This is a genomic window from Amycolatopsis sp. lyj-90, from assembly GCF_046549035.1.
GTDB lineage: Bacteria > Actinomycetota > Actinomycetes > Mycobacteriales > Pseudonocardiaceae > Amycolatopsis.
In genome coordinates, this window is sequence record NZ_JAJPWP010000001.1 from 259,845 (window position 1) to 282,856 (window position 23,012).

22 protein-coding genes are annotated in these 23,012 nt (G+C 69.5%); 12 read left to right on the forward strand and 10 right to left on the reverse strand.

Annotated features, from left to right (window positions below):
* Positions 1 to 288: 288 nt before the first annotated feature.
* Both ACLJPX_RS01160 and ACLJPX_RS01165 read left to right on the forward strand, forming a co-directional pair.
* Positions 289 to 1,716 carry a PucR family transcriptional regulator gene (locus ACLJPX_RS01160; protein ID WP_410598285.1) on the forward strand — a complete coding sequence of 476 codons (1,428 nt, stop codon included), beginning with the start codon at positions 289 to 291 and terminating at the stop codon, positions 1,714 to 1,716.
* A gap of 153 nt (positions 1,717 to 1,869) precedes the next feature.
* Positions 1,870 to 2,571 carry a winged helix-turn-helix domain-containing protein gene (locus tag ACLJPX_RS01165; RefSeq protein WP_410598286.1) on the forward strand — a complete coding sequence of 234 codons (702 nt, stop codon included), beginning with the start codon at positions 1,870 to 1,872 and terminating at the stop codon, positions 2,569 to 2,571.
* Here ACLJPX_RS01165 and ACLJPX_RS01170 read toward each other — a convergent pair.
* Positions 2,555 to 2,797, reverse strand: coding sequence for a phosphopantetheine-binding protein (locus ACLJPX_RS01170; RefSeq protein ID WP_410598287.1), 243 nt, complete (start codon positions 2,795 to 2,797; stop codon positions 2,555 to 2,557). The genes ACLJPX_RS01165 and ACLJPX_RS01170 overlap by 17 nt on opposite strands.
* A gap of 242 nt (positions 2,798 to 3,039) precedes the next feature.
* Here ACLJPX_RS01170 and ACLJPX_RS01175 point away from each other — a divergent pair, with 242 nt between their 5' ends.
* The 9 genes from ACLJPX_RS01175 (at position 3,040) to ACLJPX_RS01215 (ending at position 11,969) form a co-directional block, all read left to right on the forward strand.
* Positions 3,040 to 4,065: a ketoacyl-ACP synthase III family protein gene (locus ACLJPX_RS01175; protein WP_410598288.1), complete on the forward strand. Its 1,026-nt coding sequence runs from the start codon at positions 3,040 to 3,042 to the stop codon at positions 4,063 to 4,065.
* Between the two features lie 41 nt (positions 4,066 to 4,106).
* Positions 4,107 to 4,442, forward strand: coding sequence for an ATP-binding protein (locus ACLJPX_RS01180; RefSeq protein WP_410598289.1), 336 nt, complete (start codon positions 4,107 to 4,109; stop codon positions 4,440 to 4,442).
* Complete coding sequence (locus tag ACLJPX_RS01185) at positions 4,439 to 6,352, forward strand: hypothetical protein (RefSeq protein ID WP_410598290.1); 1,914 nt, start codon at positions 4,439 to 4,441, stop codon at positions 6,350 to 6,352. Before ACLJPX_RS01180 ends, ACLJPX_RS01185 begins: the two co-directional genes overlap by 4 nt.
* On the forward strand, positions 6,349 to 7,737 hold the full coding sequence (locus ACLJPX_RS01190; RefSeq protein WP_410598291.1) for an amidase: 1,389 nt from the start codon (positions 6,349 to 6,351) through the stop codon (positions 7,735 to 7,737). Before ACLJPX_RS01185 ends, ACLJPX_RS01190 begins: the two co-directional genes overlap by 4 nt.
* A gap of 1 nt (position 7,738) precedes the next feature.
* Positions 7,739 to 9,223, forward strand: a complete 1,485-nt coding sequence (locus ACLJPX_RS01195) for a glutamine synthetase family protein (RefSeq protein WP_410598292.1) — start codon at positions 7,739 to 7,741, stop codon at positions 9,221 to 9,223.
* A gap of 12 nt (positions 9,224 to 9,235) precedes the next feature.
* On the forward strand, positions 9,236 to 10,525 hold the full coding sequence (gene purB / locus ACLJPX_RS01200; protein WP_410598293.1) for an adenylosuccinate lyase: 1,290 nt from the start codon (positions 9,236 to 9,238) through the stop codon (positions 10,523 to 10,525).
* Positions 10,509 to 10,910, forward strand: a complete 402-nt coding sequence (locus ACLJPX_RS01205; RefSeq protein ID WP_410598294.1) for a GNAT family N-acetyltransferase — start codon at positions 10,509 to 10,511, stop codon at positions 10,908 to 10,910. The genes purB and ACLJPX_RS01205 overlap by 17 nt, the downstream gene beginning before the upstream one ends.
* 73 nt (positions 10,911 to 10,983) lie before the next feature.
* Positions 10,984 to 11,556: a TetR/AcrR family transcriptional regulator gene (locus tag ACLJPX_RS01210; RefSeq protein WP_410598295.1), complete on the forward strand. Its 573-nt coding sequence runs from the start codon at positions 10,984 to 10,986 to the stop codon at positions 11,554 to 11,556.
* A 128-nt stretch (positions 11,557 to 11,684) separates the two neighbouring features.
* Entirely contained in the window at positions 11,685 to 11,969 is a 285-nt protein-coding gene (locus tag ACLJPX_RS01215) for a DUF2218 domain-containing protein (protein ID WP_410598296.1), read from the forward strand.
* A gap of 712 nt (positions 11,970 to 12,681) precedes the next feature.
* Here the strand turns inward: ACLJPX_RS01215 and ACLJPX_RS01220 are convergent.
* From ACLJPX_RS01220 to ACLJPX_RS01230, 3 genes are read right to left on the reverse strand one after another with little or no spacing between them, the layout of a single operon-like run.
* Complete coding sequence (locus tag ACLJPX_RS01220) at positions 12,682 to 14,625, reverse strand: NPCBM/NEW2 domain-containing protein (protein ID WP_410598297.1); 1,944 nt, start codon at positions 14,623 to 14,625, stop codon at positions 12,682 to 12,684.
* A 57-nt stretch (positions 14,626 to 14,682) separates the two neighbouring features.
* Entirely contained in the window at positions 14,683 to 15,342 is a 660-nt protein-coding gene (locus ACLJPX_RS01225) for a TMEM175 family protein (RefSeq protein ID WP_410598298.1), read from the reverse strand.
* The gene (locus ACLJPX_RS01230; protein ID WP_410598299.1) at positions 15,339 to 15,857 is read right to left on the reverse strand and encodes a DUF6790 family protein; all 519 of its coding nucleotides are present in this window, start codon (positions 15,855 to 15,857) and stop codon (positions 15,339 to 15,341) included. Before ACLJPX_RS01230 ends, ACLJPX_RS01225 begins: the two co-directional genes overlap by 4 nt.
* Before the next feature lie 57 nt (positions 15,858 to 15,914).
* Between ACLJPX_RS01230 and ACLJPX_RS01235 the strand changes: the two genes are divergently transcribed.
* A complete protein-coding gene (locus ACLJPX_RS01235; protein WP_410598300.1) occupies positions 15,915 to 16,334 on the forward strand; it encodes a MarR family winged helix-turn-helix transcriptional regulator in 420 nt (139 codons plus the stop codon).
* A 7-nt stretch (positions 16,335 to 16,341) separates the two neighbouring features.
* Here ACLJPX_RS01235 and ACLJPX_RS01240 read toward each other — a convergent pair whose 3' ends face one another.
* From ACLJPX_RS01240 to ACLJPX_RS01265, 6 genes are read right to left on the reverse strand one after another with little or no spacing between them, the layout of a single operon-like run.
* Entirely contained in the window at positions 16,342 to 17,976 is a 1,635-nt protein-coding gene (locus ACLJPX_RS01240) for an amidohydrolase (protein WP_410598301.1), read from the reverse strand.
* Positions 17,973 to 18,998 (reverse strand): ABC transporter ATP-binding protein, encoded by a 1,026-nt coding sequence (locus ACLJPX_RS01245; protein ID WP_410598302.1) that lies wholly within the window; start codon positions 18,996 to 18,998, stop codon positions 17,973 to 17,975. The genes ACLJPX_RS01240 and ACLJPX_RS01245 overlap by 4 nt, the downstream gene beginning before the upstream one ends.
* Positions 18,991 to 19,812: an ABC transporter permease gene (locus ACLJPX_RS01250; protein ID WP_101613123.1), complete on the reverse strand. Its 822-nt coding sequence runs from the start codon at positions 19,810 to 19,812 to the stop codon at positions 18,991 to 18,993. The genes ACLJPX_RS01245 and ACLJPX_RS01250 overlap by 8 nt, the downstream gene beginning before the upstream one ends.
* Positions 19,805 to 20,662, reverse strand: a complete 858-nt coding sequence (locus ACLJPX_RS01255) for an ABC transporter permease (RefSeq protein ID WP_410598303.1) — start codon at positions 20,660 to 20,662, stop codon at positions 19,805 to 19,807. The genes ACLJPX_RS01250 and ACLJPX_RS01255 overlap by 8 nt, the downstream gene beginning before the upstream one ends.
* Positions 20,659 to 21,705, reverse strand: coding sequence for an extracellular solute-binding protein (locus tag ACLJPX_RS01260; protein WP_410598304.1), 1,047 nt, complete (start codon positions 21,703 to 21,705; stop codon positions 20,659 to 20,661). The genes ACLJPX_RS01255 and ACLJPX_RS01260 overlap by 4 nt, the downstream gene beginning before the upstream one ends.
* 12 nt (positions 21,706 to 21,717) lie before the next feature.
* Positions 21,718 to 22,998 carry an aspartate aminotransferase family protein gene (locus ACLJPX_RS01265; protein WP_410598305.1) on the reverse strand — a complete coding sequence of 427 codons (1,281 nt, stop codon included), beginning with the start codon at positions 22,996 to 22,998 and terminating at the stop codon, positions 21,718 to 21,720.
* Positions 22,999 to 23,012 lie beyond the last annotated feature (14 nt).

Consider the following 23,012-nt stretch of genomic DNA (forward strand, 5'->3'; position numbering starts at 1 on the left):
CACTCGGTTTACCGGCGGCCCGAAGAGATTGTCAGTTGTGCATATGTCATTAAACGGACACGGGCAACTGATATCCCCCGAGCGCGCCCCACCGGGTCCGATTCGGCGTATGGTAGCACGGGAAACCGCACGTTTTTCTGTGGTGCCTTGACGTTTTGGTACGGACCCCGTGGCGGGAAATGTCGTGGACCGTGCGGGATTGCATCGGCGTGACGAAAGCCGAGGGGACGAACGGACGGACGCGCGGCCGGGGAATCCGCGCGCTGGACCAAGTCAGGGGGAAGTTGCGTGGAAAGTCCTGTCACCGGCCGAAACTTCGCTGGTCATCGTCGTGCGCCGGCCGCGCCACGGCAGTATCCGGCGGACAAAACCCGCTCCTCGCGGTTCTTCTGGGCCGAACTGCTCCAACCGGATACCCCGACCGCGTTCGACCTGGTGATGTCCGGTACGCGCGAGGTTGAAGAGTTCATCGCCGACGCCGGTCTGGCCGCCGCGGCGTGGGCCGCGGAAACGGCGCACGCGGTGGTCGCCGGACTCGCCGCCTCGTATGAGAGTGACAATCTTTTGTCCTCGGCCGAAACGCGTTTGGTGGAAGGCGCGGTGATGTGGACGCTCTACCGGTTGGTCCGTGACGAGCGGTTGCCCGAGTCCTTTCGCCGCGAACTGCGCCTGTGTGTCCGTGAACGCCTTGCCGGCGGTCTGAGCGCCGATGATTGGCTGCGGCCGTTGCACGACGGCTACGCGGTGTTGAGCGAACGGCTGCTGCACTCCGTCGCCGCAGGGCTGCCGCCGGACCGCCACGCCGAGGCCATGCAACGGATCTCCAGCACGCTCTACCGCACCATGGGTGTGCTCGCCGACGAGATCAACGTCGCGTTCGTGGCCGAGCAACGGCGGCAAAGCGGTGGTACGTCGGCCGAACGCATCAAGCTCGTTCGCGGAATCCTCGAGGGCGCGCGGGTGAACGCCGAACGCGCCGGCAGGCACCTCGGCTACGAACTGACCCTGCACCACCTGTGCCTCATGCTCTGGTACGACCCCGACGCCGTGCCCTGGTGCGACGACGACACCCTGAACTGGACGAGGGAACTGGAAACGACGGCCACGAACCTCCTGCACGCCGCCGGATGCTCGTCGACCCTGTTGGTACCAGGGGGTTCCGGCCGGTTGTGGGCGTGGGGTGGCCGCGTCAACGGGTTGCCGACCGAACTGGGCGAGCTGAGCCCCGAGCGGCTGCCCACCGGGCACGTCCACGTGGCCGCCGGGATTCCCGCCCCGGGCATCAGCGGATTCTGCCGGTCGTACGAACAGGCGGCGTCACTCGAACGGCTCAGCCGCACCGTTCTCGCGGGATCCGGGAACATCCACGACTACCGGACGCTGGAGTTGTTCGTGCTGATGAGCATGGACGTCCGGCAGGTGGCGGAGTTCGTCCGGCGGCAGCTGGGCGGGCTGGTCGGCACGGCCCGTTCGGTCGTCGCGCTCCGCGAGACGCTGAAGTGCTACCTGGATCACGAGCGGAGCGTCACGGCGACCGCCGCGCGTATGAGGATCGCCAAGAACACCGTGTCGTACCGGGTGAAGAAGGCCGAGCAGTCGCGGGGTTGCCCGATCGAGCAGGATTCTTTGCACCTTCATCTCGCCTTGCACCTGACCGAACGAATGGCACCCGGCTTATTGGCCGAATCCGGTGCCGAAACGAAACCGCGCCGCTGACGGCGCTTGAGTTGTTCCTGCAACATCCCGGCGAAAGTCTGGTTCCAGCGCCCTATCATCGCGCCGCCGTTTTGCCGTTAGCTGGTATCAGGCCGGCCCGCTGCCCGATGCGCGGACGGCCGTGACCGGCTGACCTTCACGGACGGAGCCGAGATGAACAGGGTTTTGATCGTCGACCACGAGGCGACGAGCGCGGACTCGCTGGCGTCGTCGCTGCGTGACCACGGGTTCAGCCCGGTCGTCACGAACGACGGCGCGGCCGGGCTCACGGAGTTCGGCCGCAGCGGCGCGGACTTCGTGCTGATGGAACTGAACCTGCCGGGTATGCCCGGCGCGGACCTGTGCCGTCGGCTGCGGGCCAGCTCCGGGGTCCCGGTGATCGTCGTTTCGGCGCGCGACAGCGAGGTCGACATCATCGTGAGCCTGGAACTGGGCGCGGACGACTACGTCACCAAACCGTTCTCGCCCCGGGAGCTGGTCGCCCGGATGCACGCCGTGCAGCGCCGCTGGCGGGCCGATCGGGAGCAGCCGCCGCATCCGGCGGAGCCACGGCCGGAGCTGGTCACGGCCGGTCCGGTCAGTATCGACCCGGGCAGGCACGTGGTGACCGTGCACGGCGACGAGGTGCACATCCCGCTCAAGGAGTTCGAGTTGCTGGAGTGCCTGATCAGGCACCCCGGCCAGATGCTCACCCGGACCCGGCTGATCGGCCGCGTGTGGGGCGCGGACTACGTCGGCGACATGAAGACACTGGATGTCCACATCGGACGGTTGCGGGCCAAGGTCGAGCGCGATCCGTCGCGGCCCCGGCATCTGCTCACCGTGCGCGGCCTCGGGTTCAAGTTCGAGCCGTGACCGTGGCCACGTGCTCCATCCAGGCGCCGAGCGTCGGGTGCGCGGACAACACCCGGAACTCCACCGCCAGGCCGGCCCGCCGAAACCGGTTGACCAGCCGCATCATCTCCAGCGAGCCGACGCCCAGGTCCAGCAGGCTGGTCGTCGGCGTGATGCCGGCCGGGTCGGCGCCGGTCATCGCCGCGACCATTTCCCGCATTTCGTCGATGCTCGGCACGTCCGTCATCAGCGCTCGCTTTCCTCGCTCTCGGCGTTTCCGCTGACTGACAGCATGACCCGGGCCAGGACGCGACGGGTAAATGAGGTTCAACCATCGCTGGAATTGTGCGGCCCGTCGTTCATCGATTGTTGTGGGAAACGCGGACGTGGGTATAGGGAGCCCCGGCTAGCTTGGCTTTGTCTCAAGACAACCGGCAGCGCCCCGCCGGGTCCGGCCCCTCGATCCGAACAGTCAGGGAGAGTGACGCAGTGAAGGTCAACGATGTCTATTTCGCGGGCATCGGTACCGCGGACACTGACTTCGCCGAGACCTCCCACGCGGTGGAGCGCGGGTGGTACGAGGCCGAGGAACGCGAGCGGAGCAGGCTGGTCTCGATCTCCGTCGCCGGTACCCGGCCCGCACCGGACCTCGCCGTGGAGGCCGCGCAGCGCGCATTGGAGGTGGCCGGGCGCAAACCGGCCGAGTTCAGCGGTGTCTTCCACACCAACGTCCACCCGCAGGGGCCGGACGGGTGGTCGGCGCCGCACTACATCAACCGCCTCACGGTGAATCAGCCGGTCACGTCCCTCGAGGTCCGCAACGGCTGTCTGGGTTTCTTCGCCACGCTGAACCTGGCGACCAGCTACCTGCGAGCCGACCGGAGCCGTGTTTCCGTGTTGCTGACCGCCGGCGACAACTTCGGCACCCCCGCCGTCGACCGCTGGCGTGCCACCACCCTGTTCGTCCTGGCCGACGGAGGCGGTTCCGTCGTGCTGTCCAGGAAACCCGGGTTCGCGCGGCTGCTGTCCGTTCATTCCGTCTCCGACCCGGAGCTGGAACTGCGTGACCGCGTCGGCGAGGAGCTCTTCCCGCCGAGCCTGACGATCGGCAAGGCACTGAACTTCGACGAACGCTGGGCGAGGTTCGGCCAGCTGCAGATGGAAGGCACGCTCCCGCCGATGGGTGACTTCGGCGGCGTGATGATCGAGGCGTCGAAGACGGCCATGGACGAGGCCGATACGTCCCTCGAACAGATCGCGAAGGTCGTACACGACGGCTTCACCTGGAACGGCCTGCGGGACGTGTTCCTGGACCCGATCGGGGTCGAGGAGCAGCACGGCATCTGGGACTTCACCCGGCGGCACGGGCACGCGGGCCCGGTGGACGCGATCCGCGGCCTGCAGCACGTGTGGCGGACCGGCCAGGTCGAGCCCGGCGACAAGGTACTGCTCGTCGGCGGCGCGCCCGGGATGGAGGCCGCTTGCGCCGTCGTGGAGATCCTTCAGGCGCCCTGACCCGATACGGAAACCAAGACACTTCGCGAGGAGGGGTCACCATGGCCGCATCGCCGACCGTGCGCGTGGGCGAGAACCGGGCCGCGCGCATCGCCACCCGCAGCCGGGACGAGAACTGGACCAAGACGCCCCGCCGGATCGAGTCTTCCGAATGCATCGTGTGCGACACGTGCCTGCGCAACTGCCCGCCGGAGTTCGGCGCCATCTTCGACAACGGGATCGACGTGGTGATCGTGCCGGAACTGTGTTCGGGCTGCCCGGCGTGCGTGCTGGTGTGCCCGGTGGACTGCATCTACGTCGACGAGAACTGGTCGTCGACCGGCAACGATCTGTGGGGGCACGTGGAACTCACCAGTCCGGTGGGGGACCGAGGATGAAACTGACCACACTGCGGACCGCGTCTTCGTACCGGGAAGCGATGGCGGCGGCCCGGCTGAGCCGCCGCCCCAGCAGGCTGGGCGACAAGGCCGGTACGGCGGCGGAACCGGACAGCGTCCTCGCCCCCGACGACGGTTTCCCCGGCCTGCTGGAAAGGGCCTGGAGGGCCGCCGTGGCGGCCCCGGATCCGGCCGGGGCCGTGGACATCCTGCTCACTTTGGACGGTCACGTGCCCGCGGACGTGCAGCTGAGAGCGTTACGCGTCCCGGAGAAATGCGCGCTGAAGGCGTTGTTCGGACTGTCCTGGCAGGACGGTGCCGACCGTGCGGACGGCACCAGCGCGGACGAAGACCCCGCCTACGTCGGCGAATTCGGGCTGACCACGGGGGGCCGGGTCGCCGTGCGGGCGCCGTCGCAGCGGCCGTTGTCCGACGACGAGGACCTGGTCGACGGGGTTCGCCGGGTGCGCTGGACCAAGGCCGCGCTCGACCACTACCGCGACGAGCTGCGGTTCGAGCAGGCCCGTGCCGACGAGTCCACAAAGGATTGCCGAGACTGGTTGGAGGGCCTCGGTCCGGCCGGCCGTGACGAACTGCTGGACGAGCTGAAGGACGCGGCCCTGCGGACCGCGCCGTTCGTGCTGTACCAGGACACCAAGCGGTACACGAACTTCCGTGAACGCAACACCCTGACCGGCAAAACGCTCTGGCCGGGCCATCCGGACTGCGCGCTGACCGGCCTGCAGGGTTTGGACCTGGAACTGTGGTCGGACAACGACGCCGTCCTGGTCGTCTGCCTCAAACTGCTCATCACGTCCGTCGGCTACGGCCGGGTCGAAGAGGCCAACAGCACCCAGCTGACCGTCGAGCACGTCGCCGCCCTGCTGGACCGGGTCCGGCGCAAGTACAACCGCGCCCTCGGCGCCCCTCAGGTGCCGCCCGCGAGCTCCACCCGCGTCGTCGCGCTGCTGGAACACGCCCGGCAGCTCCGGGTCCAGCGCCAGGCCGTCAGCGGGAAAACGCAGCTGTACCGGGAAATCCACGGCCCCTTGATGCACAAGATCGAACGGATCGCCGCGCCGCGCGGACCACTGGCCCTGGCCCGCGAGGCCGCGCTGGCCGAGCAGTTGTCCGATCGTCTGCCCCTCCGCGGTGACGACCTGCGGAGCCTCACGGCGGAGCTGGATTCGTCGCCGGGCTGGTTGACCGAACCGCACGGGGACTTCGGCACCGGCCTGGAGGCGCTGATCCACACGACCGTCGCCGCCGCGGTGACCGGCTTCGACGCCGATTTCGCGATGAGCCGCGGCATCCGCTCCTTGCCGATGCTCCTGGGGGCCCTGCGCGCGGAGGACTGGTCACGGATGGTCCAGTGGGATCTGCCGGACTACTTCTGCTGTGTGGTCCCGAATCCGGCGGCGGCCCGGCATTTCGGCGGGTCACTCGCGCGGCTCGCCGACATCACCTGGTCGATGTCCGCGCGGATGCAGTACAACTCGTGGCACTTCCTCGCGGGCAACCTGCCGAAAACACCGGAAGTGCTGGCGCGGGACTACTTCGTGCCGCCGATCATCCCGGACATCGCCTACTACTCCGACCAGCACCACCGTGGTCACGTCGCCGCCAAGGTCCGCTTCAGCATCCGCAGTCCCCAGGCGGTGGAACTGCTGGGCCGCCGGTTCGCCGGGTTCGTCGACCTGCGGTTGCTGCGCTGCGCGGGCCGTCCCTTCGACGAACAGGACCTGCTCGCCGCACACGAGGCGTCCCGGTTCGTCGCGCACGCCACCACCCTGGCCGGTGCCGCCGTCGCCGAGGGCGCGACGTGCGCGGTCACCGCGTTCGACAGCCGATGGCACTGGACACGGATCGCGGGCGAGGAGGCGCCTGAGCGGCCGGGGGAGGGAACTTGAGCGTCCTCGACGCGCACGGCACCAGGGAACTCCTCCGCAAGGGAACGATGTCCGTCACCGACCACGTGGCGGGCACCCTGGCCGCGATAGACCGGCTGGACCCCGTGCTGGGCGCGTACGTCGCTGTCGCTCGCGAAGACGCCCTTGCCGCCGCTGAGGCCGCCGACGCCCTGATCCGCCGGTCCGGCGCGGACGCCTGGCGGTCCTGGCCGCTGCTCGGGCTGACCGTGTCGGTGAAGGACCTGATCCAGACCGAGTGCCTGCCGACCAGCCGTGGTTCGTTGCTGGAGAACCGCCGTCCCCGGGTGGACGCCCCCGCGGTCGCCCGGCTGAAAGCGGCCGGCGCGATCGTGATCGGCAAGACGACGACGTCCGAACACGGGTGGAGCGCGAGCACGGTCAGCCGGGTCGCCGAACCCACGCGCAATCCATGGGCGCCGCACCTGACGGCCGGCGGGTCCAGCGGTGGCGCGGCCGCCGCGGTGGCCGCGAGGTTGTGCGATCTCGCACTGGGGACGGACGGGGCCGGGTCGATCCGCATCCCGTCGGCTTTCTGCGGTGTCGTCGGATTCAAGCCGTCGTTCGCTCGGATTCCGTACGTGCCACCGTGCGCGGACCGGCTCGCGCATCTCGGGCCGATCGTGACCAGCGTCCGGGACGCGGCCGAGGTCTACAAGCACGCGTCCGGCGCGCATCCCGGGGACCCCGACTCGTGGGGGGTGCGGGAGATGCCCCGGCGACGGCGGGCGGCGCTGAGGGTGGGATGGCTGGAGTTCCCTGGCACTTCGGCGGAAGTGCGGGAGGTGTGCGAGCGGGCGTCGGGGATCTTCGCCGCGTCCGAATACCAGCTGGAACGCGTCGATGTCCCCTTCGAAGACACGTACCCGGCACTGGTGGATCTGATCGCGGCGGGCGAAGCGGCGGGAACCGACCCCTCGGACGAACAGTGGTGTGATCCCGGCAGGCTCGCGATCGTCCACTACGGACAGACGGTGACGGGCAAGGCCCTGGTCCGCGCGGCCGAGAGCCACCTGCGCCTGCGGGCCTCCTTGCACGCGCTGTTCGACCGCTACGACCTCCTGGCGATGGCGACCGTGCCGATCGAACCGTTCGATCCCTACGCCGTCGGGCCCGCCTGGGCCGCCGAACCGGCCGACCTGCAGTGGCTGGGGTGGGCGCCCGCGGTGCATCCGTTCAACGTGACGGGTCACCCGGCCGTGTCGTTGCCAGCCGGGCTCACAGCGGCCGGGCTGCCGGTGGGAATGCAACTGGTGGGCACGCTCGGCCGGGACGAAATGGTGCTGACCGCCGCGGCGGGGATCGAGGCCGAGCTGGCCTTCCGGCAGCACACCCCGGTGGTGCCGATCGAGGAAAGGGTGCAGTGACTTGACATCCCGACAGTGGTCCAATCCCTGCCCCGGCAGCAGCGTCGGGCTGCCGGGGTTCGTCGCCCGGCACGGACTCTGGGACGACGAACAGCAGGCCGCCGCCGAGCGCGTCGAAGCCGCGCTGGACGGCGTCGAGCACGTCCGCCTGGTCTTCGCCGACCCCCATGGCCTGGCCCGGGGCAAGATCCTGCCCCGGGCGACGTTCAGGTCCGTTCTCCGCAACGGCATGGACTTCAGCGCCGGGCCGTTCGTCCTCGACACCGGGCACGGCATCGCCGTGGACTTCCTTTCCGACGACCCCGGCGTCGGAGTCGGCGAGCTGGCCGGTGCCGGTGACTTCGTCGTGGTCCCCGACCCGCGCACGTTCCAGCTCCTTCCGGACGTCGAACCGGCCACCGCCTGGGTGCTCGGCGACGAATACCTCCGCGACGGCTCCCCGCATCCGCTCAGCTCACGGGCCGTCCTCAAACGCGTGGTCGAACAGTTCACCCGCCGCGACCTGACCCCGGTCGTCGGTCTGGAGGTCGAGTGGTACCTCACCCGCCGGTTGCCGGGGCACCCGTCCGCCGCGGGCAACGGGTTCGGCGACCAGGCGCAGGCGCCCGCGGTCGCCCCCATCGACGCCGGCTATCAGTTCAACCTGGAGAGCGGGCTGGACCGGGCCGCGGAGATCACGGGCCCGTTGTCGGCCGCCGTCGCCGAACTCGGCCTGCCGCTGCGGTCGATGGAACTCGAGTCGGGCCCGGGTCAGCTGGAGTTCACGTTCGACCCGATGACCGCGTCCGACACCGCAGACGCGATGCTCCTGTTCCGCACGGTCGCCAAGCAGCTGTGCGCCCGCCGGGGCCTGCACGCGTCCTTCATGGCGTTGCCGGGACTGCCCGGGTTCGACCCGAGCGGCTGGCACATCCACCAGTCCGTGCTGGAGACGAGGACCGGCCGGAACCTGTTCGCCTTCGAAACCGACCTGCTGTCACCCGACGGAGAGCGCTACGTCGACGGCATGCTCGCGCTGACCCGTCAGCTGTGCCTGCTGTCCGTGCCCACGGTCAACGGCTACCGGCGGCTCCGGCCCGGGCCGGCGTTGTCACCGTCCTGTGTGGACTCGCGGACGGAGAACCGCAGCGCGCTGGTCCGGATCCTCGGCAGCGGTCCCTCGGCGCACGCGGAGAACCGGATCGCCGAACCGGCCGCCAACCCGTATCTGGCCATCGCGGCCCAGCTCTACGCCGGTCTCGCCGGATTGGACGGCGACCCGCCCGGTGGCGGCACCGAACTGCCCGGATCGCTGCGGGACGCCCTGGAGTCGTTCCGGGGCAGCAAAGCCGCGGACGACCTGCTCGGCACGCCGCTGGCCGCGTTGCTGACGAAGCTCAAGGACAGCGAGCTGACGAGGTTCGAGAAGGCAGCCGGAACGGGCGAGGACCTGCTCGACGGCGAGGTCACCGACTGGGAGCACCGGGAGTACTTCGATGTCTACTGAGGGAGCGGCCACGTGATCCCGAGGTACTCACGTCCCGAGATGGCCGCGCTGTGGACCGACCAGGCCCGGTACGACCTGTGGGCACGCGTCGAGGTTCTCGCGACCGAGGCGCAGGCGAAGCTGGGCCATGTCCCCGGGGAGGCGCTGGCGGACATCCGCAAGGCACCACCCCCGGCCGCGGCCAGGGTCGCCGACTGCGAACGTACCCGCGACCACGAGATCCTCGCGTTCCTCGCGGCCTTCTGCGAGCAGATCCCCGCCGACTCGGCGCGCTGGGTGCACCTGGGCATGACGAGCTACGACCTCGTCGACACCGCACTCGGCCACACCCTGGCCCGGGCAGGCGACGTCCTGCTGACGGCCACCGGACGGCTGCGCACGGTCCTGGCGGACAAGGCCGTCGAGCACTGGGACACCGTGTGCGTCGGCCGTACCCACGGCGTCCACGCGGAACCGACGACGTTCGGGCACAAACTCGCCGGGTACGCGTTCGCGATCGACCGTTCGGCCAGGCGGCTGCGCGCGGCCCGGGACGCCGTCGCGGTGGGGACGATCTCGGGTTCGGTGGGGACGTACGCGCTCATCGATCCGGCCGTCGAGGCGTTCGTGTGCGACGCGCTGGGGCTCGGTGTCGAGGAGGCGCCCAGTCAGGTCGTCGCGCGGGACCGGCACGCAGAGCTGGTGACCGCGGTGGCGGTGCTCGCGGCGTGCGTCGAACAGGTGGTGCTGGAGCTGCGCCTGCTGCAACGGACCGAGGTGCGTGAGGTCGAGGAGCGCCGGGCGAGCGCGTACCAGGGATCCAGCGCGATGCCGCACAAGCGGAATCCGACCACCAGCGAACGGCTCAGCGGCCTCGCGCGGTTGGTGCGCGGCTACGCGGCGCCGATGCTGGAGGACGTGGCGCTGTGGCACGAACGGGATCTGTCCCATTCGCCGGTCGAGCGGGTGGCGCTGGCGGACAGCCTCATCGCCTGCCACTACCAGGTGACCGCGGCCACCGAGGTGATCGAGACACTGGCGGTCTTCCCGGATCGCATGGCCGGAGCGGTCGACGCGACGCGCGGGCTCACCTTCAGTTCGGTCGTGCTCGCCCGCCTGCTGGCCGATGGGATGGACCGAGAGAAGGCGTACCGGCTGGTGCAGCGGGCCGCCGACAGGGTCGTCGAGGGAACGGGCGGGGATTTCCGGGCCGCGCTCGTCGCCGAGGGCGTCGACCCCGGGCCGTTGACGCCCGAGATGTTCCTGACCCGGCACACCGTCGTCCGAGAACGTTTGGAGGTCCTTCGTGGACTGGAAGATTGAACGGGTCCAGGGCGCCGATCTGGACCTGGACGAGGTGCTGGCCGTGTACCGGTCGTCCGGGCTGGGGGAGCGCCGTCCGGTCGGTGACCGGGAGCGGATGGCCACCATGGTCCGCGAAGCCAACCTCGTCCTGGTCTGCCGGGTCGACGGTGAGCTGGCCGGGATCGCGCGGGCCGTTTCGGACTTCTCGTACGTCACCTACCTTTCCGACATCGCGGTGTCCGGACCACATCAGCGGCTGGGGATCGGCAAGGCGTTGATCGACGCGCTGGGAGCGGAGGCGCCACGGGCGAAGATCGTGCTGCTGTCCGCACCGGCCGCGACGGACTACTACCCGCACCTCGGGTTCACCCGGCACGATTCGGCATGGTTTCGCAACCCGTGACAGACTCCGCTCAAAGAACGTCGTCCCGGTGGTGGACAGGATGTCCCACACCGGCGGGACACAGGAGGCTGTCGTGGGGTCGAAGCTGTGGGACCAGTCGGTGAGTGACCACCGCAAGGCAGTGGTGGAAGCGACCTTGGACAGCACGGCGGCGCTCGTGGCGCAGCACGGCCTGTCGGCCATCACGATGTCGTTGATCGCCAAGGAGACCGGCATCGGCCGGGCCACGCTGTACCGGCACTTCCCCGACGTCAACGCGATCCTGACGGCCTGGCACGCGCGGGAGATGGCCCGCAACCTCGAACAAATGGCCGCCGCGGGCCGCGGGGCGGGCGCGGCCGACAAGCGGCTGGCGGCGGTGCTGGAGAAGTACGCGACGATCTCCTTCGAGCACCACCGCACCGAACTGGCCGCGCTGCTGCACCAGGGCGAGCACGCGGTCCGGGCGAGCAAGGAACTCACGGACTTCCTGAGCGACCTCATCGCCGAAGGCGCGGGCTCGGGGAGCCTGCGCGACGACGTCCCCTCCGGCGAGTTGGCGCTCTTCTGCGTGCACTCGCTCGCGGCCGCCGGGGTGCTCAAGTCGGCCGCGGCGGTACGACGGCTGGTGCGCGTGACCCTGGCGGGCCTGCGTTCACCCTGCTGACGTTTCCGCAGGTGCGGGTGTTCTCAGCGCGGACAAAGTGTCTTGACCACGGACACTGTGTATCAGTATCGTCGAATGTGGCGAAGTCGAGTCATGTCCGCGCTCCCACCACGAAGGGACGTTCGTCGATGCTGCGTACCCAGGCGAAAGTGCCGACCCCGTCGGCAGGCCGTTACGCGAAACAGCTGTGCAGCCACTTCTCGCACAGGGTGAAAGCGGAATGGACCCCACCGAACGGCGTGATCGAGTTCCCCCGCGGCGGTACCTGTCACCTCCAGGCCGACACCGACGGGTTGCTCCTGGTGGCGGAGGCCACCTTCCCCGAACTGCTCGACCGGATCCAGGTGACGGTCGGCGGCCATCTGGAACGTTTCGCTCGCCGCGACGGCCTTTGCGTCAACTGGGAGTCCTGACAGTCCACAGTGGAATGATCTCGACGTGAAGCCTCGTGGGTGCCGCCGCCGGTTGGGGGACCGGCGGCGTCACCCACGACTCTTTGTTTGAGGGGTGAGCCGATGGTGGCGGGGTCGGCGGGTGTTGGCGGGTGTTGCGAAAGCCACTTTCGAGACGTCAGACGTCCCGAAAGTGGCTTTCGCGACGTCCTGGGAGGCTGATGTGGCCTTCGCCGTGTGGTTCTGGATTGCCCTGCGGGCGCCAGTCGTTCCCGGGTGGCCGCAGGGGACACTTTCGGCGGCTGAATGTCCGATTGATGGCAGATGCGCTTTTTCGAGAGGGTCGTGAGTGTCAAGGACGGTTAGTGCGGACCGGTATTTGCCTACTTACGCGTGACCAGGGCGAAGGTGAGGTGGGGTAGTCGAGTGGGTCGCTCCGGTCTTGGGGCTCGATGACACCGGAATTTCACCGCGGCAGGTTCGAGTGTGGAGGATTCGGGACGTTCAATGTCCTAAATCCTCCACGCTCGGTTCGCGTGGCCACCTGGCCAATACTGGGTTGCGGCTCGCGCGCGTGCCAGGTGTTGACGATGAAGGAATCGGGACGTTGAACGTCCCGAATCCTCCCCGCTCGCCCACCGAGCCGTGTCCTATATGGACACTCAGAGTGCGGCCGGTCCGGCACGACCCGCCCGTGAACGCGCCACGTTTGCCCTACCTCCCAGTAACCCTTTCAGCAGCTGAGGTACGGGGAAATCCAGTCTCCCCAGTCCCCGGCGGAGCCGTCACTCGCGTCATCCACGGCGAGCGCGAGTACCTGCACGCCCGTCACCGGCACGACGAGACGCTGCACGGCGTCCCCGTGCCGCATGTTCCCCGTGGCCTCCAGTTCGACGCCGTCGCCGAGTACTCGGAACCCGAGCGTCCCGTTCGGCCCGCGGTCGTCCACGCCGACGGTCGCGGTGAACTGCTTGCACTTGCCGCCGAGGTAGTACCGCACCACCGACGGCGCGTGCGCGCCCAGCCCGCCGCGTGTCTCGGTCTTGCCGTTGATCTTGAACGGGTGGCCGTTGTCGGTGCTGTCCCGTTCGACCGGGCCGAGGCCGTTCTCGGAGGAGATCCACGGCTGAGTGTTGAGCAACCCGTTGGTATAAGGCGGATTCGGCGCGAGCATGAGCGGCGCCTCGGCCGAAGTGGTCGCGGTCCGCGCGCCTTGCGTGGTCGTGTACGTCACGGTGCCCGGCATCTTGAACGGCTGGGTGGCTGTCGAAACCGGCGTCAGCGTCACCGGGGTCTCCCACGTGTCGCCCGGTCCGACGGTCTCGGTGGTCGCTTCGGCGGGGCTGTCGAACCGCCATTCCGCGGGGGCGGTCAACCGCAGGTGGGCGCCGGTGACCGGCGTCGAACCGGCGTTGGTGAACTTGACCGTGGCGGTGACCGGCTGGGACGGCGGCACGGAGTCGGGCAGCTCGACGGTCAGCGACGTCCGCGGCGCGGCGGTCGCGTTCGTGGGCCACACGCGCAGCACGGTGGCGGCGTGCCGTCCGACGGTTTCGCGGAGGGCACCGGTCGTTTCGGTCTCGTCGCCGGTCCACAGGTCGCGCACGCGATAGCCGGACGCGGCGGGGAGTCCGGCATCGGCCACGGAGGTGGTGATCGGCGTGGCCAGTTCGCCGCGGTTGAACAGCACCAGCACGGCCGAGCCGTCGGACATCGGTTTCGTCCACACCTCGGTCCAGCCCGTGTCGCGGACCTTGTGCCCGGCGACACCCGCCCAGTCCTGCTGGACGGCGATGATGTCGGGGTTCTTCATCTCGGCGGCCGGGAGCGTGGTGTCGGCCGCCAGCGCCATGTCGGCCACCAGCGGCGCGTTGAGCACCGCCCACAGCCCGAGCTTGGCCTGGCGCTCCGCGGTGCTGAGGTAGCTGAAGGTGAACGGGCCCGGCATGTTCCAGCCACCCGAGCCCTTGTAGCCGTCCAGCCCGTACTGCTTGTCGAGACTGTCCGTCGAGTACCCGAAGTTGAAGGTCGCGTGCTTGTACGTACGCCAAACCTGTGCGCCGGCGGCCCGTCCCCACAGCCATTGGCTCTGGTCGCGGTCGTAGTCGTCGATCTCGAGCGTGATGGGACGTCCGGTGCGCTTGATCGCGTCCGCCATCTTCTTGACCCGAGCGGGCGCGTCGCCGTTGACGCTGTGGCAGGTGTCGTAGCGCAGGTAGTCCGCGCCCCAGTCGGCGAAGGTCTGGGCGTCGAGGTCCTCGTGGTCGAGCGAGCCCGCCGCCTGACGGCTGCAGGTCTTCTCGCCGGTGCCGCTGTAGAGACCGATCTTGAGCCCGCGTGAGTGCACGTAGTCCACCAGCGCCGGGATGCCCGAAGGGAAACTGGCGCGGGCGGTGAGTTTCCCGGCGGCGTCGCGTTCGGCCGCCTGCCAGCAGTCGCCCAGCATGACGTACTCGTATCCGGCGTCCCGCAGCCCGGAGGTGACCAGCTGGTCCGCCGCGGCCTTCACGACGTCCTCGGTGAACCGGTTGTAGATGCAGTAGGGATCCCCGGTCGCCCAGGTGATCCCCAGCGGGGGTCTTTCGCCCGGAACCGGATCAGGGGGCGTATCGGCCGCCGCGGGAACGGCGGTCGCTGTCAGGAAAAGTGCGCAGAGCAGTACGAAGAGTCGTCGCATTGGTCCCCTCCAGAAAGCAGACAAGACTCCCAGGATCGCCTTGCCTCGCGACAAAGGTCAAGAGGGATGCGAGGCCGCGGACGGCTTGCGATCCTGGACGCGGCGGGCGACGGTGAGCACGATCGGCGCGGCGAGCCAGCACAGGTACGCACCGGTGCCCTCGGTCAGGAACGCGACGGGAATGGACAGCCCGAACACCGCGGCCAGGCAGACACTGCGCGTCAGGCTTTGGGCGAAGACCCGGGGCGGGCCGTCCGTTCCGTACAGGTGTTCGCGGCGGATCTCCCGGATGATCAGCGCGAACGACGCGGAGGCCAGGACCTGCACCATCGCGTAGAAGCCGAACCGGAGCGGGAAGGCGCCGTCGGCGGTGAGCACCCGCGTCGCGAACGGCATCAGGACCTGCATGAACAGCCAGGCCAGGGTGAGGCTGATCAGGCGGCCGCTCAGCGAGCGGACGTAGGGGAAGATCTCGTGGTGGGCGCGCCAGTGGGCGGCGATCACCACGAAACCGAGTGCGAAGGCAAGGTATTCCTTGCCGTGGTCCGCCACCGACCCCAGCATGGCGTCGGTGGTGTCGCCGTGGGGAATCGGGAGATCCAGGGCCAGCAGGGTGAGCGCGATCGCGATCACCGCGTCGACGAAGATGGTGAGCCGCTCGGCGGCGGCCGCGCGCGTCTTCCCGGACGTGTCGCCGGGGCCGGTGGGGGTGGTCATGCCGCGACTGGCTGACGGGTGGTGGTCGCGAGGCGCCGGGACCGCACGGCCAGGAAGATCATGACCGCCGGGATCAGGATGTCGGTGACGAGGACTCCGCCGGTGTTGCCGGGGGCGTGGTCACCGTTGGCGAACCACTGGTAGACGTGGCCGACGACGGCTCCCCAGAGGAACATCCCGCCACCGATGCCGATGGTGATGCGTTCGCGCGCCGACGCCGAGGCGGCCCGGAACCCCAGGATGGCCATGCCGAGGTTGGCGAAGGCGATTTCGAACAGGAAGGGGGTCCGCTCGAAGCCGATCGCCGTCGCCATGACGTCGGGGAAGGCGAGGAAGGCGATCGTCATCCACAGGCTGCCGAGGCCGAAGGCGCCGATGGCCCACCAGCGCTGCCAGATCTCGAGCCGCTCTTCGGCGGACGTGGCGCGGCGTGCGCGGATCGAGGCTCCGATGGCGGGCACCACGACCCAGACCAGCGGGAAGGCGGATTGGGCGAGGTAAGAGAAGTTGTCCATGGGCTCAGTCTTACCTAGTTAATATTAACTCGTCAAGACTCTGGTAAGGTGGGTCACGTGGACGATGGACTCGGAGACTTGTTGCACCGCGTGGTCATGCTGCTGGGCGAAGCGGCCCGCAGACGCACCGACGACCCCGGCGGTTTGACCTACAGTCAGATACGGCTTCTGGGCACGCTGGAGGAAGTCGAGCCGACGACGCAGCATCGGCTCGCGCAAGCGCTGTCGGTGTCCGACCCGGCGATCAGCCGGGCGCTGCGCCCGCTCGAGGCGGACGGTCTGGTGCAGATCACCGTCGACCCCGAACACGCGCGACGGCGGCTGGTCCGCCTCACCGAGGTCGGCCGGAAAGCCTTCCATGCCGCCGGAAAGCCGCTCTACGACGAGTTTCGCGCGGCGCTCGTCGCGGCAGGCTTTCCTTACGACCGCTACCTGGAAGACACCCTTCGGCTGGCCGAGATCCTCACGCCCGACTGAGGGTGTCTCAGTCCATTTCGGACACCACGCGCCCACCGACGACGGTCAGGTCCGAACGGGCACCGAGCAGTTCCCGCCCGCTCGCGGTGACCGGATCGTGGTCGAGGACGGTCAGGTCGGCGAGCCGGCCCGGCGCCAGGGTCCCCTTGCGGCTCTCGGCATGTTCCAGCCAAGCCGGGCCGGTCGTCCACAGTCGCAGCGCTTCTTCCCGGCTGAGCCATTTCTCCTGCGGGAGCAGGGAAAAAGGGTTGGGCCCCGGCTCGCCGGTGAACGTCGCGACCCCGCGTCGCCAGTCCGGTTCGGTCACCGGGGCGTCCGAGCTGTCGGCGACCATCACCCCGTGGTCGAGCAGTGTTCGGGCGGGAAACGACTCCTGCCAGAGATCCTCACCCACGATCCGGACCATCGACGGACCGCTGAAAGTCCGCATGAGCGAGCTGGTGATCACGCCGGTCCCGGTCCGGGCCAGGCGTTCGTGCACTTCCGGCGACAGGAAGGTGCCGTGGATGAGCACGTGCCGCGCGTCCGGCCACGGGTCGGCGGCCGCGGCGGCCTCGATGGCGTCGACCACGGCGTCGGCCGCGCGATCGCCGGTCACGTGGACCTGCACGCGCACCCGGCGCCGGTGGGCGACGGCGATCAGGTCGTGCAGTTCCCGTACCTGCTCCGGATCGCCGGACCCGGCCGTGACGAGACTTCCGTGTCCACCATCGGGATACGGCTGGTGCATCCAGGCCGTGCAGTGCGTGGGGACGCCGTCGGCGAACAGCTTGATCCCGCCGATGCGCAGCAGGTCGTCCCCGGTCTCCAGGTCCGTCGCGTCCAGTGCCCGGGCCAAGTCGGCCGCCGAAGTCGTGGGAGACGGCCAGTTCCAGTGCAGCAGCGCGCTGACCCGCAGCGTCATCCGGCCCGCCGCGTGCAGCTCCCGGTAGTCCTGCCACAACCCGGGCGGAACGATCGGATCGGTGACGCTGGTGACGCCCAGCCGGTTCAGCCGGGCCATCGTGCGCGCGGTCGCGTCCAGCCGTTCGTCCCGGGTCGGCTGCGGGAGCAATCCGGCCACGAGTTCCTGCGCGCTTTCCAGGAGCACTCCCGTCGGCTCCCCGGCGGCGTCCCGGACGATCTCTCCCGCCGTGGGATCCGGTGTCGCCGCGGTGATCCCGGCCCGCTCCAGTGCGGCGCTGTTGACCCAGATCGAATGGGACGAGGCGTGGTGCAGCACCGCGGGCCGGGTCCCGGTCACCTCGTCGAGCCATGCCCGCGACGGCGCGGACCGGCCGTCGGCGAACTCGGCGATGGTGGTCTCACGCCAGCCGCGGCCGACGATCCATTCGCCCGGTGGCGCGGCCTCCAGCGCCCGCCGCACCTCGGCGAGGCTCGCCGAGGCCGCGAGGTTCACGCAGAACTCCGGCCCGGCCAGGGCATACCAGGCCAGATGCAGATGCGCGTCGTTGATCCCCGGCAGCACCGTGCGTCCCCGCAGGTCGATCGACGGTGTCCCGGGGGCGGCCGCGGCGGAGACGGTGTCGTCGTCCCCGACCGCGACCACGCGGCCGCCGGAAAGCAGGATCGCCGTGGCGTTTCCGGGTTCGGCGTCGAAGGTGCGCACGAGACCGCCGTGCAGGAGCAGATCGGAGGTCATACCGCCGCCTTTTCCGCGGCGGGGACGGCCGCCTGATGTTCCGGATGCCAGGCCACGGTCACGTCGTCGCCGGGACGGTGTTCGTGTGCCGCGCCCGCGGCCAGCACCGCGCAACCACGCGCGCCGTCGGCGTACCGCAGCCAGATCCGGCTGTGGTCGCCCACGTAGACGATGTCGGTGACCTGGGCGCTGACCCGCTGATGCCCGGACGGCACCGGTTCGGCCCGGGTGTACAGTGTCAGCCGCTCCGGCCGCACGATGGTGACTTCGCCGGGCGTGAGGGACAAGGCGTTGGACTCACCGACGAACTGCGCGACGAACAACGTTTCCGGTCGCTCGTAAAGGTCTTCGGGTGTGCCGACCTGTTCGATCCGGCCTTCGTTGAACACCGCGATCCGGTCGGACAGGGTGAGTGCCTCCTGCTGGTCGTGGGTGACGAACAGGAACGTCATGCCCAGCTCGCGGTGCATCCGGGCGATCTCGCGCTGCAGCTGGTCGCGCAGCTTCTTGTCGAGGGCGCCCAGCGGCTCGTCCATCAGCAGCGCCCGGGGCTGGTAGACCACGGCGCGGGCCAGCGCGACCCGTTGCTGCTGACCGCCGGAAAGCTGACGGGGCAACCGATCCCGGACCGCGGACAAGCCGACCATCTCCAGCACCTCGGTGACCCGGCGGTCGATCTCCGCCTTCGGCCGTTTGCGCTGGGTGAGCCCGAACGCGACGTTGCGGGCGACCGACATGTGCGGGAACAGGGCGTACTGCTGGAACACCACCCCGAGATCGCGCCGGTGTGGTTTGAGCCGGGAGATCTCCTGGCCGTCCAGGGTGATCGACCCCTCGGTGAGCGGGGTGAAGCCGGCGATCATCGACAGCATCGTCGTCTTGCCCGAACCCGACGGGCCGAGGAAGGTCATGAACTCGCCGTCGGCGATGTGCAGCGAGACGTCGTCCACGGCGGGACGGTCGACACCGGCGTACGCCTTGGTCACGTGGGCGGTGGTGATACCGCGGTGGTCGTCAGTCATGGTGGCTCCGTCGGCGCAGGAACGTGGGTACGAACAGCAGGATCGTGGTGAACACGACGATCAGGCTCGACGCCGCGGCGATGGTGGGGTCGATCTCGAGGACGATCGACTCGTACATCTTCACCGGCAAGGTCTTGATGGCGGGCGTCTGCAGGAAGAGGGCGACCACGACCTCGTCGAAGGAGGTCGCGAAGGCGAACACGAAACCCGACAGCACGCCGGGAGCGATGATCGGCAGCACGACCTTGCGCAGCGTCGTGAGCTTCGGCGCGCCGAGACTCGCCGCGGCCTTCTCCACGACCGGGTCGTACCCGGCGAGACTGGTCTGCACGGAGGTCAGCACGAACGGCACGCCCAGCACGGCGTGCGCCAGCACGAAACCGAGCATCGTCCCGTTGAGCTGCCAGCGCAGGAAGACCCCGTAGACGGCGACCGCGACGACGATCCCGGGCAGGATCATCGGCGCCATCAGCAGTTGCCGCACGACGCCGCGGCCGCGGAACCGCGCGCGGTCGAGACCGAACGCGGCCGCCACCCCGACGACCGTCGCGAGCACCGCCGCCAGCAGGCCGACCTGGACCGAGTTGCCCAGCGCGGCGAGCCACTGCTTGCTGCCGAAGAACTCGCCGTACCAGCGCCATGACCAGTCGTCGGGCGGGAACTGGAAGGTCGAGCCCGCGCCGAAGCTCATCGGGATCACGACGAGCGTGGGCGCGACGAGCACGAACCCCACGACGGCGACCCACGCGCGCAGTCCCCAGCCGAGCGTCCGCTGCCGGAGCGCGGCCCTGGAAATGGACGGTTTGTCAGCCACGGTCGGCACCTCCCGCCGCGCTGGTCCCCAGCGGTGCGGCCACCCGGCTGAGCACGGCCAGCACCACGAGCGTGAGGACCAGCAGGATCGCCCCGAGCGCACCGGCCCCGGCGAAGTCCAGCAGATCGTTGACCTGGGTCCCGATCACCTGCGCGGCCAGCGCTTGTTGCGGCGTGCCGAGCAGTGCCGGGGTGATGTAGAAGCCGAGAGACATGATGAACACCACCGACACTCCCGCCAGGACTCCCGGCATCGACAGCGGCACGTACACCCGCAGGAAGGCGACCGGACGGGACGCGCCGAGACTGCCGGCGGCGTGCAGCAGGCTGCGGTCGATCCCGGTCATCGAACTGTGCAGCGGGAGCACCATGAACGGCAGCATCACCTGCACCATCGCGACGGTCACCCCGGCCACCGAACCCAGGAGCACCACCCCGTCGAAGCCGATCGAAGCGAGCACCTTGTCGATCACGCCGCCCCGCTGTTCGAGGACGTACCAGGCGAAGTTGCGGGCCATCACGCTGGTCCAGAACGGCATCAGGACCAGCAACGTCAGGACCGTGCGGGCCCGGCGCCCGACCAAGGTCATCGCGTAGGCGTACGGATAGGCGACGATCAGCGTGGCGACGGTGATGATCAGCGCGGTCCGCAAGGTCCGGAGCAGCACCCGGATCTGCACCTCGTCCCCGAGGACGGCCAGGTAGTTGCCGACGCCGAAAGCGGGTTCGGTGAAGCTGCGCCAGAGGATCGCGGCGAGCGGGTAGAAGAAGAACACGAGCACCACCGCCGCGGCGGGGAGCAGCAGCCAGGACGCGGACCCGGTCCGCCTCGTTCTCGGAACGGTGGTCATCCGGTCCTCCAATCCGACCAGGCCTTGACGAGCATGGTCCGGTTCGCCGCCCACCAGCGGACGTCGCTGAGCACCCGCAGGTCCTCCTTGGCGTCTCCCCAGATGTCGAGCTCGCGCCCGATCGCCGTGGCCGGTGGGGGCGCGGCGGTGTTCGCGGGCCCGACGCCCGCACTGGCCGCGAAGGCCGCCGCCTGCGCCGGTTCCGAGGCGAACCGGATCAGCCGCTTGGCCTCGTCCGCGCGCGGTGTCCCCTTGGGCACGACGAGCACGTCCCAGGTCACCGGCACGGGGATGCCGGGCACCACCTTCCAGTTCGTCGCGCCCGCTTTCAGCAGCGAGAACGCGCGGGCACTGACGATGAGCGCCATGTCCGCCTGCCCACCCGCCATGCGCTGCTGTTGGTCGCCGTAGGTGCTGGTGATGGTGAGTAACGGCCGGATCCGGTCGTACATCGACAGCGCGCGGGGGACGTCGAGCGGGTACAGGGCGTCGCGCGGGACTCCGTCGGCCAGCAGGGCGGCCTCGATCGTGCCCACACTCGGGTCGCCGCCGTAGATGATCCGCCGTCCAGGGAACTTCTGAGGATCGAAGAAGTCGGCCATGCGGGTCGGCGGGTGGTCGCCGTAGACCTTGGTGTCGTACATCAGCATCATGCCGAAGAAGGCGTCCGGCACCCCGCAGTCGGTCAGCGACCCTTTCGGGAAACCCGCCGCCAGCGGTCCCATGTCGATGGGTTCGAGCAGGCTGCCGCAGACCGCGGCGGCCGCGGAGGCGTCGGTGTCCACGACGTCCCAGGTGACCTTGCCCGCCTCGACCATCGCCTTCAGCTTGGCGTTGCTCGACGGGCCGTCGATCGTGACCGTGGTCCCGGTCAGCTTCTCGTACGGGTCGAGCCACGCCGAGCGCTGCCCCGCCTGGTAGGCGCCCTGGCCGTAGGAGACGAACACGAGCGAATTCGGGCCGCCCTCGGAAATGGCGCATCCGGTGGCGACGAGGGGAACGGTCAGCGCGGCGGACAACAGCGTCGGTATCCGGCGTCTCATCGGGATCCCCGCTCAGCTCGCCGCGGCCGCGACGTGGCGGCACAGCACGTCGGCCAGGGTGTCGATCTGCTCCTCGGTGATGACCAGCGGCGGGGACAGCACGATGCTGGTGCCGGAGGCGCGGACCACCACGCCGTCCGCGCGGCAGCCGGACTGCACCGACGCCGTCGGCACGTCGGTGAACTCGATGCCGAGCATCAGGCCGACCCCGCGGACCTCGCGCACGTGGGGGAGCTCGGTGAGCGGGTCGAGCCGTGCGCGCAGCCGGGCGCCGAGGACGCGGGCGCGTTCGAGCAGGTTCTCCCGCTCGATGATGTCGAGGTTCGCCAGCGCGACCGCGGCGCCGACGGGATGGCCGTTGTAGGTGAAACCGTGCAGGAACGTGGCGCCGTCGGCGAGGTCGAGCACCCGGCGGCCGATGAGCACCGCGCCCATCGGGACGTAGCCGCTGGTGATGCCCTTCGCGGTGACGATCATGTCCGGCTCGATGCCGAAGTGCTGACTGCCGAACCACTGTCCCGTCCGGCCGAAGGCGGTCACGATCTCATCGACGATGAGCAGGATCCCGTTGCGGCGCAACACTTCCTGCACGCGGGGCCAGTACCCGTCCGGCGGCGGCACCATCCCGCCGACGCCCAGCACCGGTTCGCCGATGAACGCGGCGATGCGATGCGCGCCGATCTCGGCGATGCGCTGTTCCAGCTCCGCGACGAGCACGTCCGTCGCGTCCGGGCCGTATTCGATGGCGTGGGGCTTTCCCAGCCATTCGATGTCGGGCAGCAACGGGCCGAACCCGGCGCGCAGGCCCTCGATCCCGGTGGCGGCGAGCGAGGCACCGCCCATGCCGTGGTAACCGCCGGTCCGGGCCAGCACCACCGTCCGCTCCGGGAAACCGGCGTGGTGGAAGGCGAGGCGGGCGAGCTTGATCGCGGTCTCGTTGCCTTCCGAACCGCCGTTGGTGAGGAACACGCGTTCCAGACCGGCGGGCGCGAGCGACAACAGCCGTTCGGCGAGGCGGATGGACGGCGCGTTCGAGTAGTCACCGAAGGACGAGTAGAACTCCAAGCGGCGGATCTGCTCGGCGGCGACGTCGGCGAGTTCGGTGCGGCCATGGCCGACCGGGCACTGCCACAGCCCGCAGGTGCCGTCGATGTACCGGCGGCCTTCGGTGTCCCACAGCAGGGCGCCTTCACCGCGGTCGAGGATGAGCGGTTCGGCCGGGGCGCCGATCGTGGTGTGCGGGTGGACGAGGGTGCGCCGGTCGAGGGCGGCGAGCTCGGTGGTGCTGGTCATGAAGGTCCTTTCTT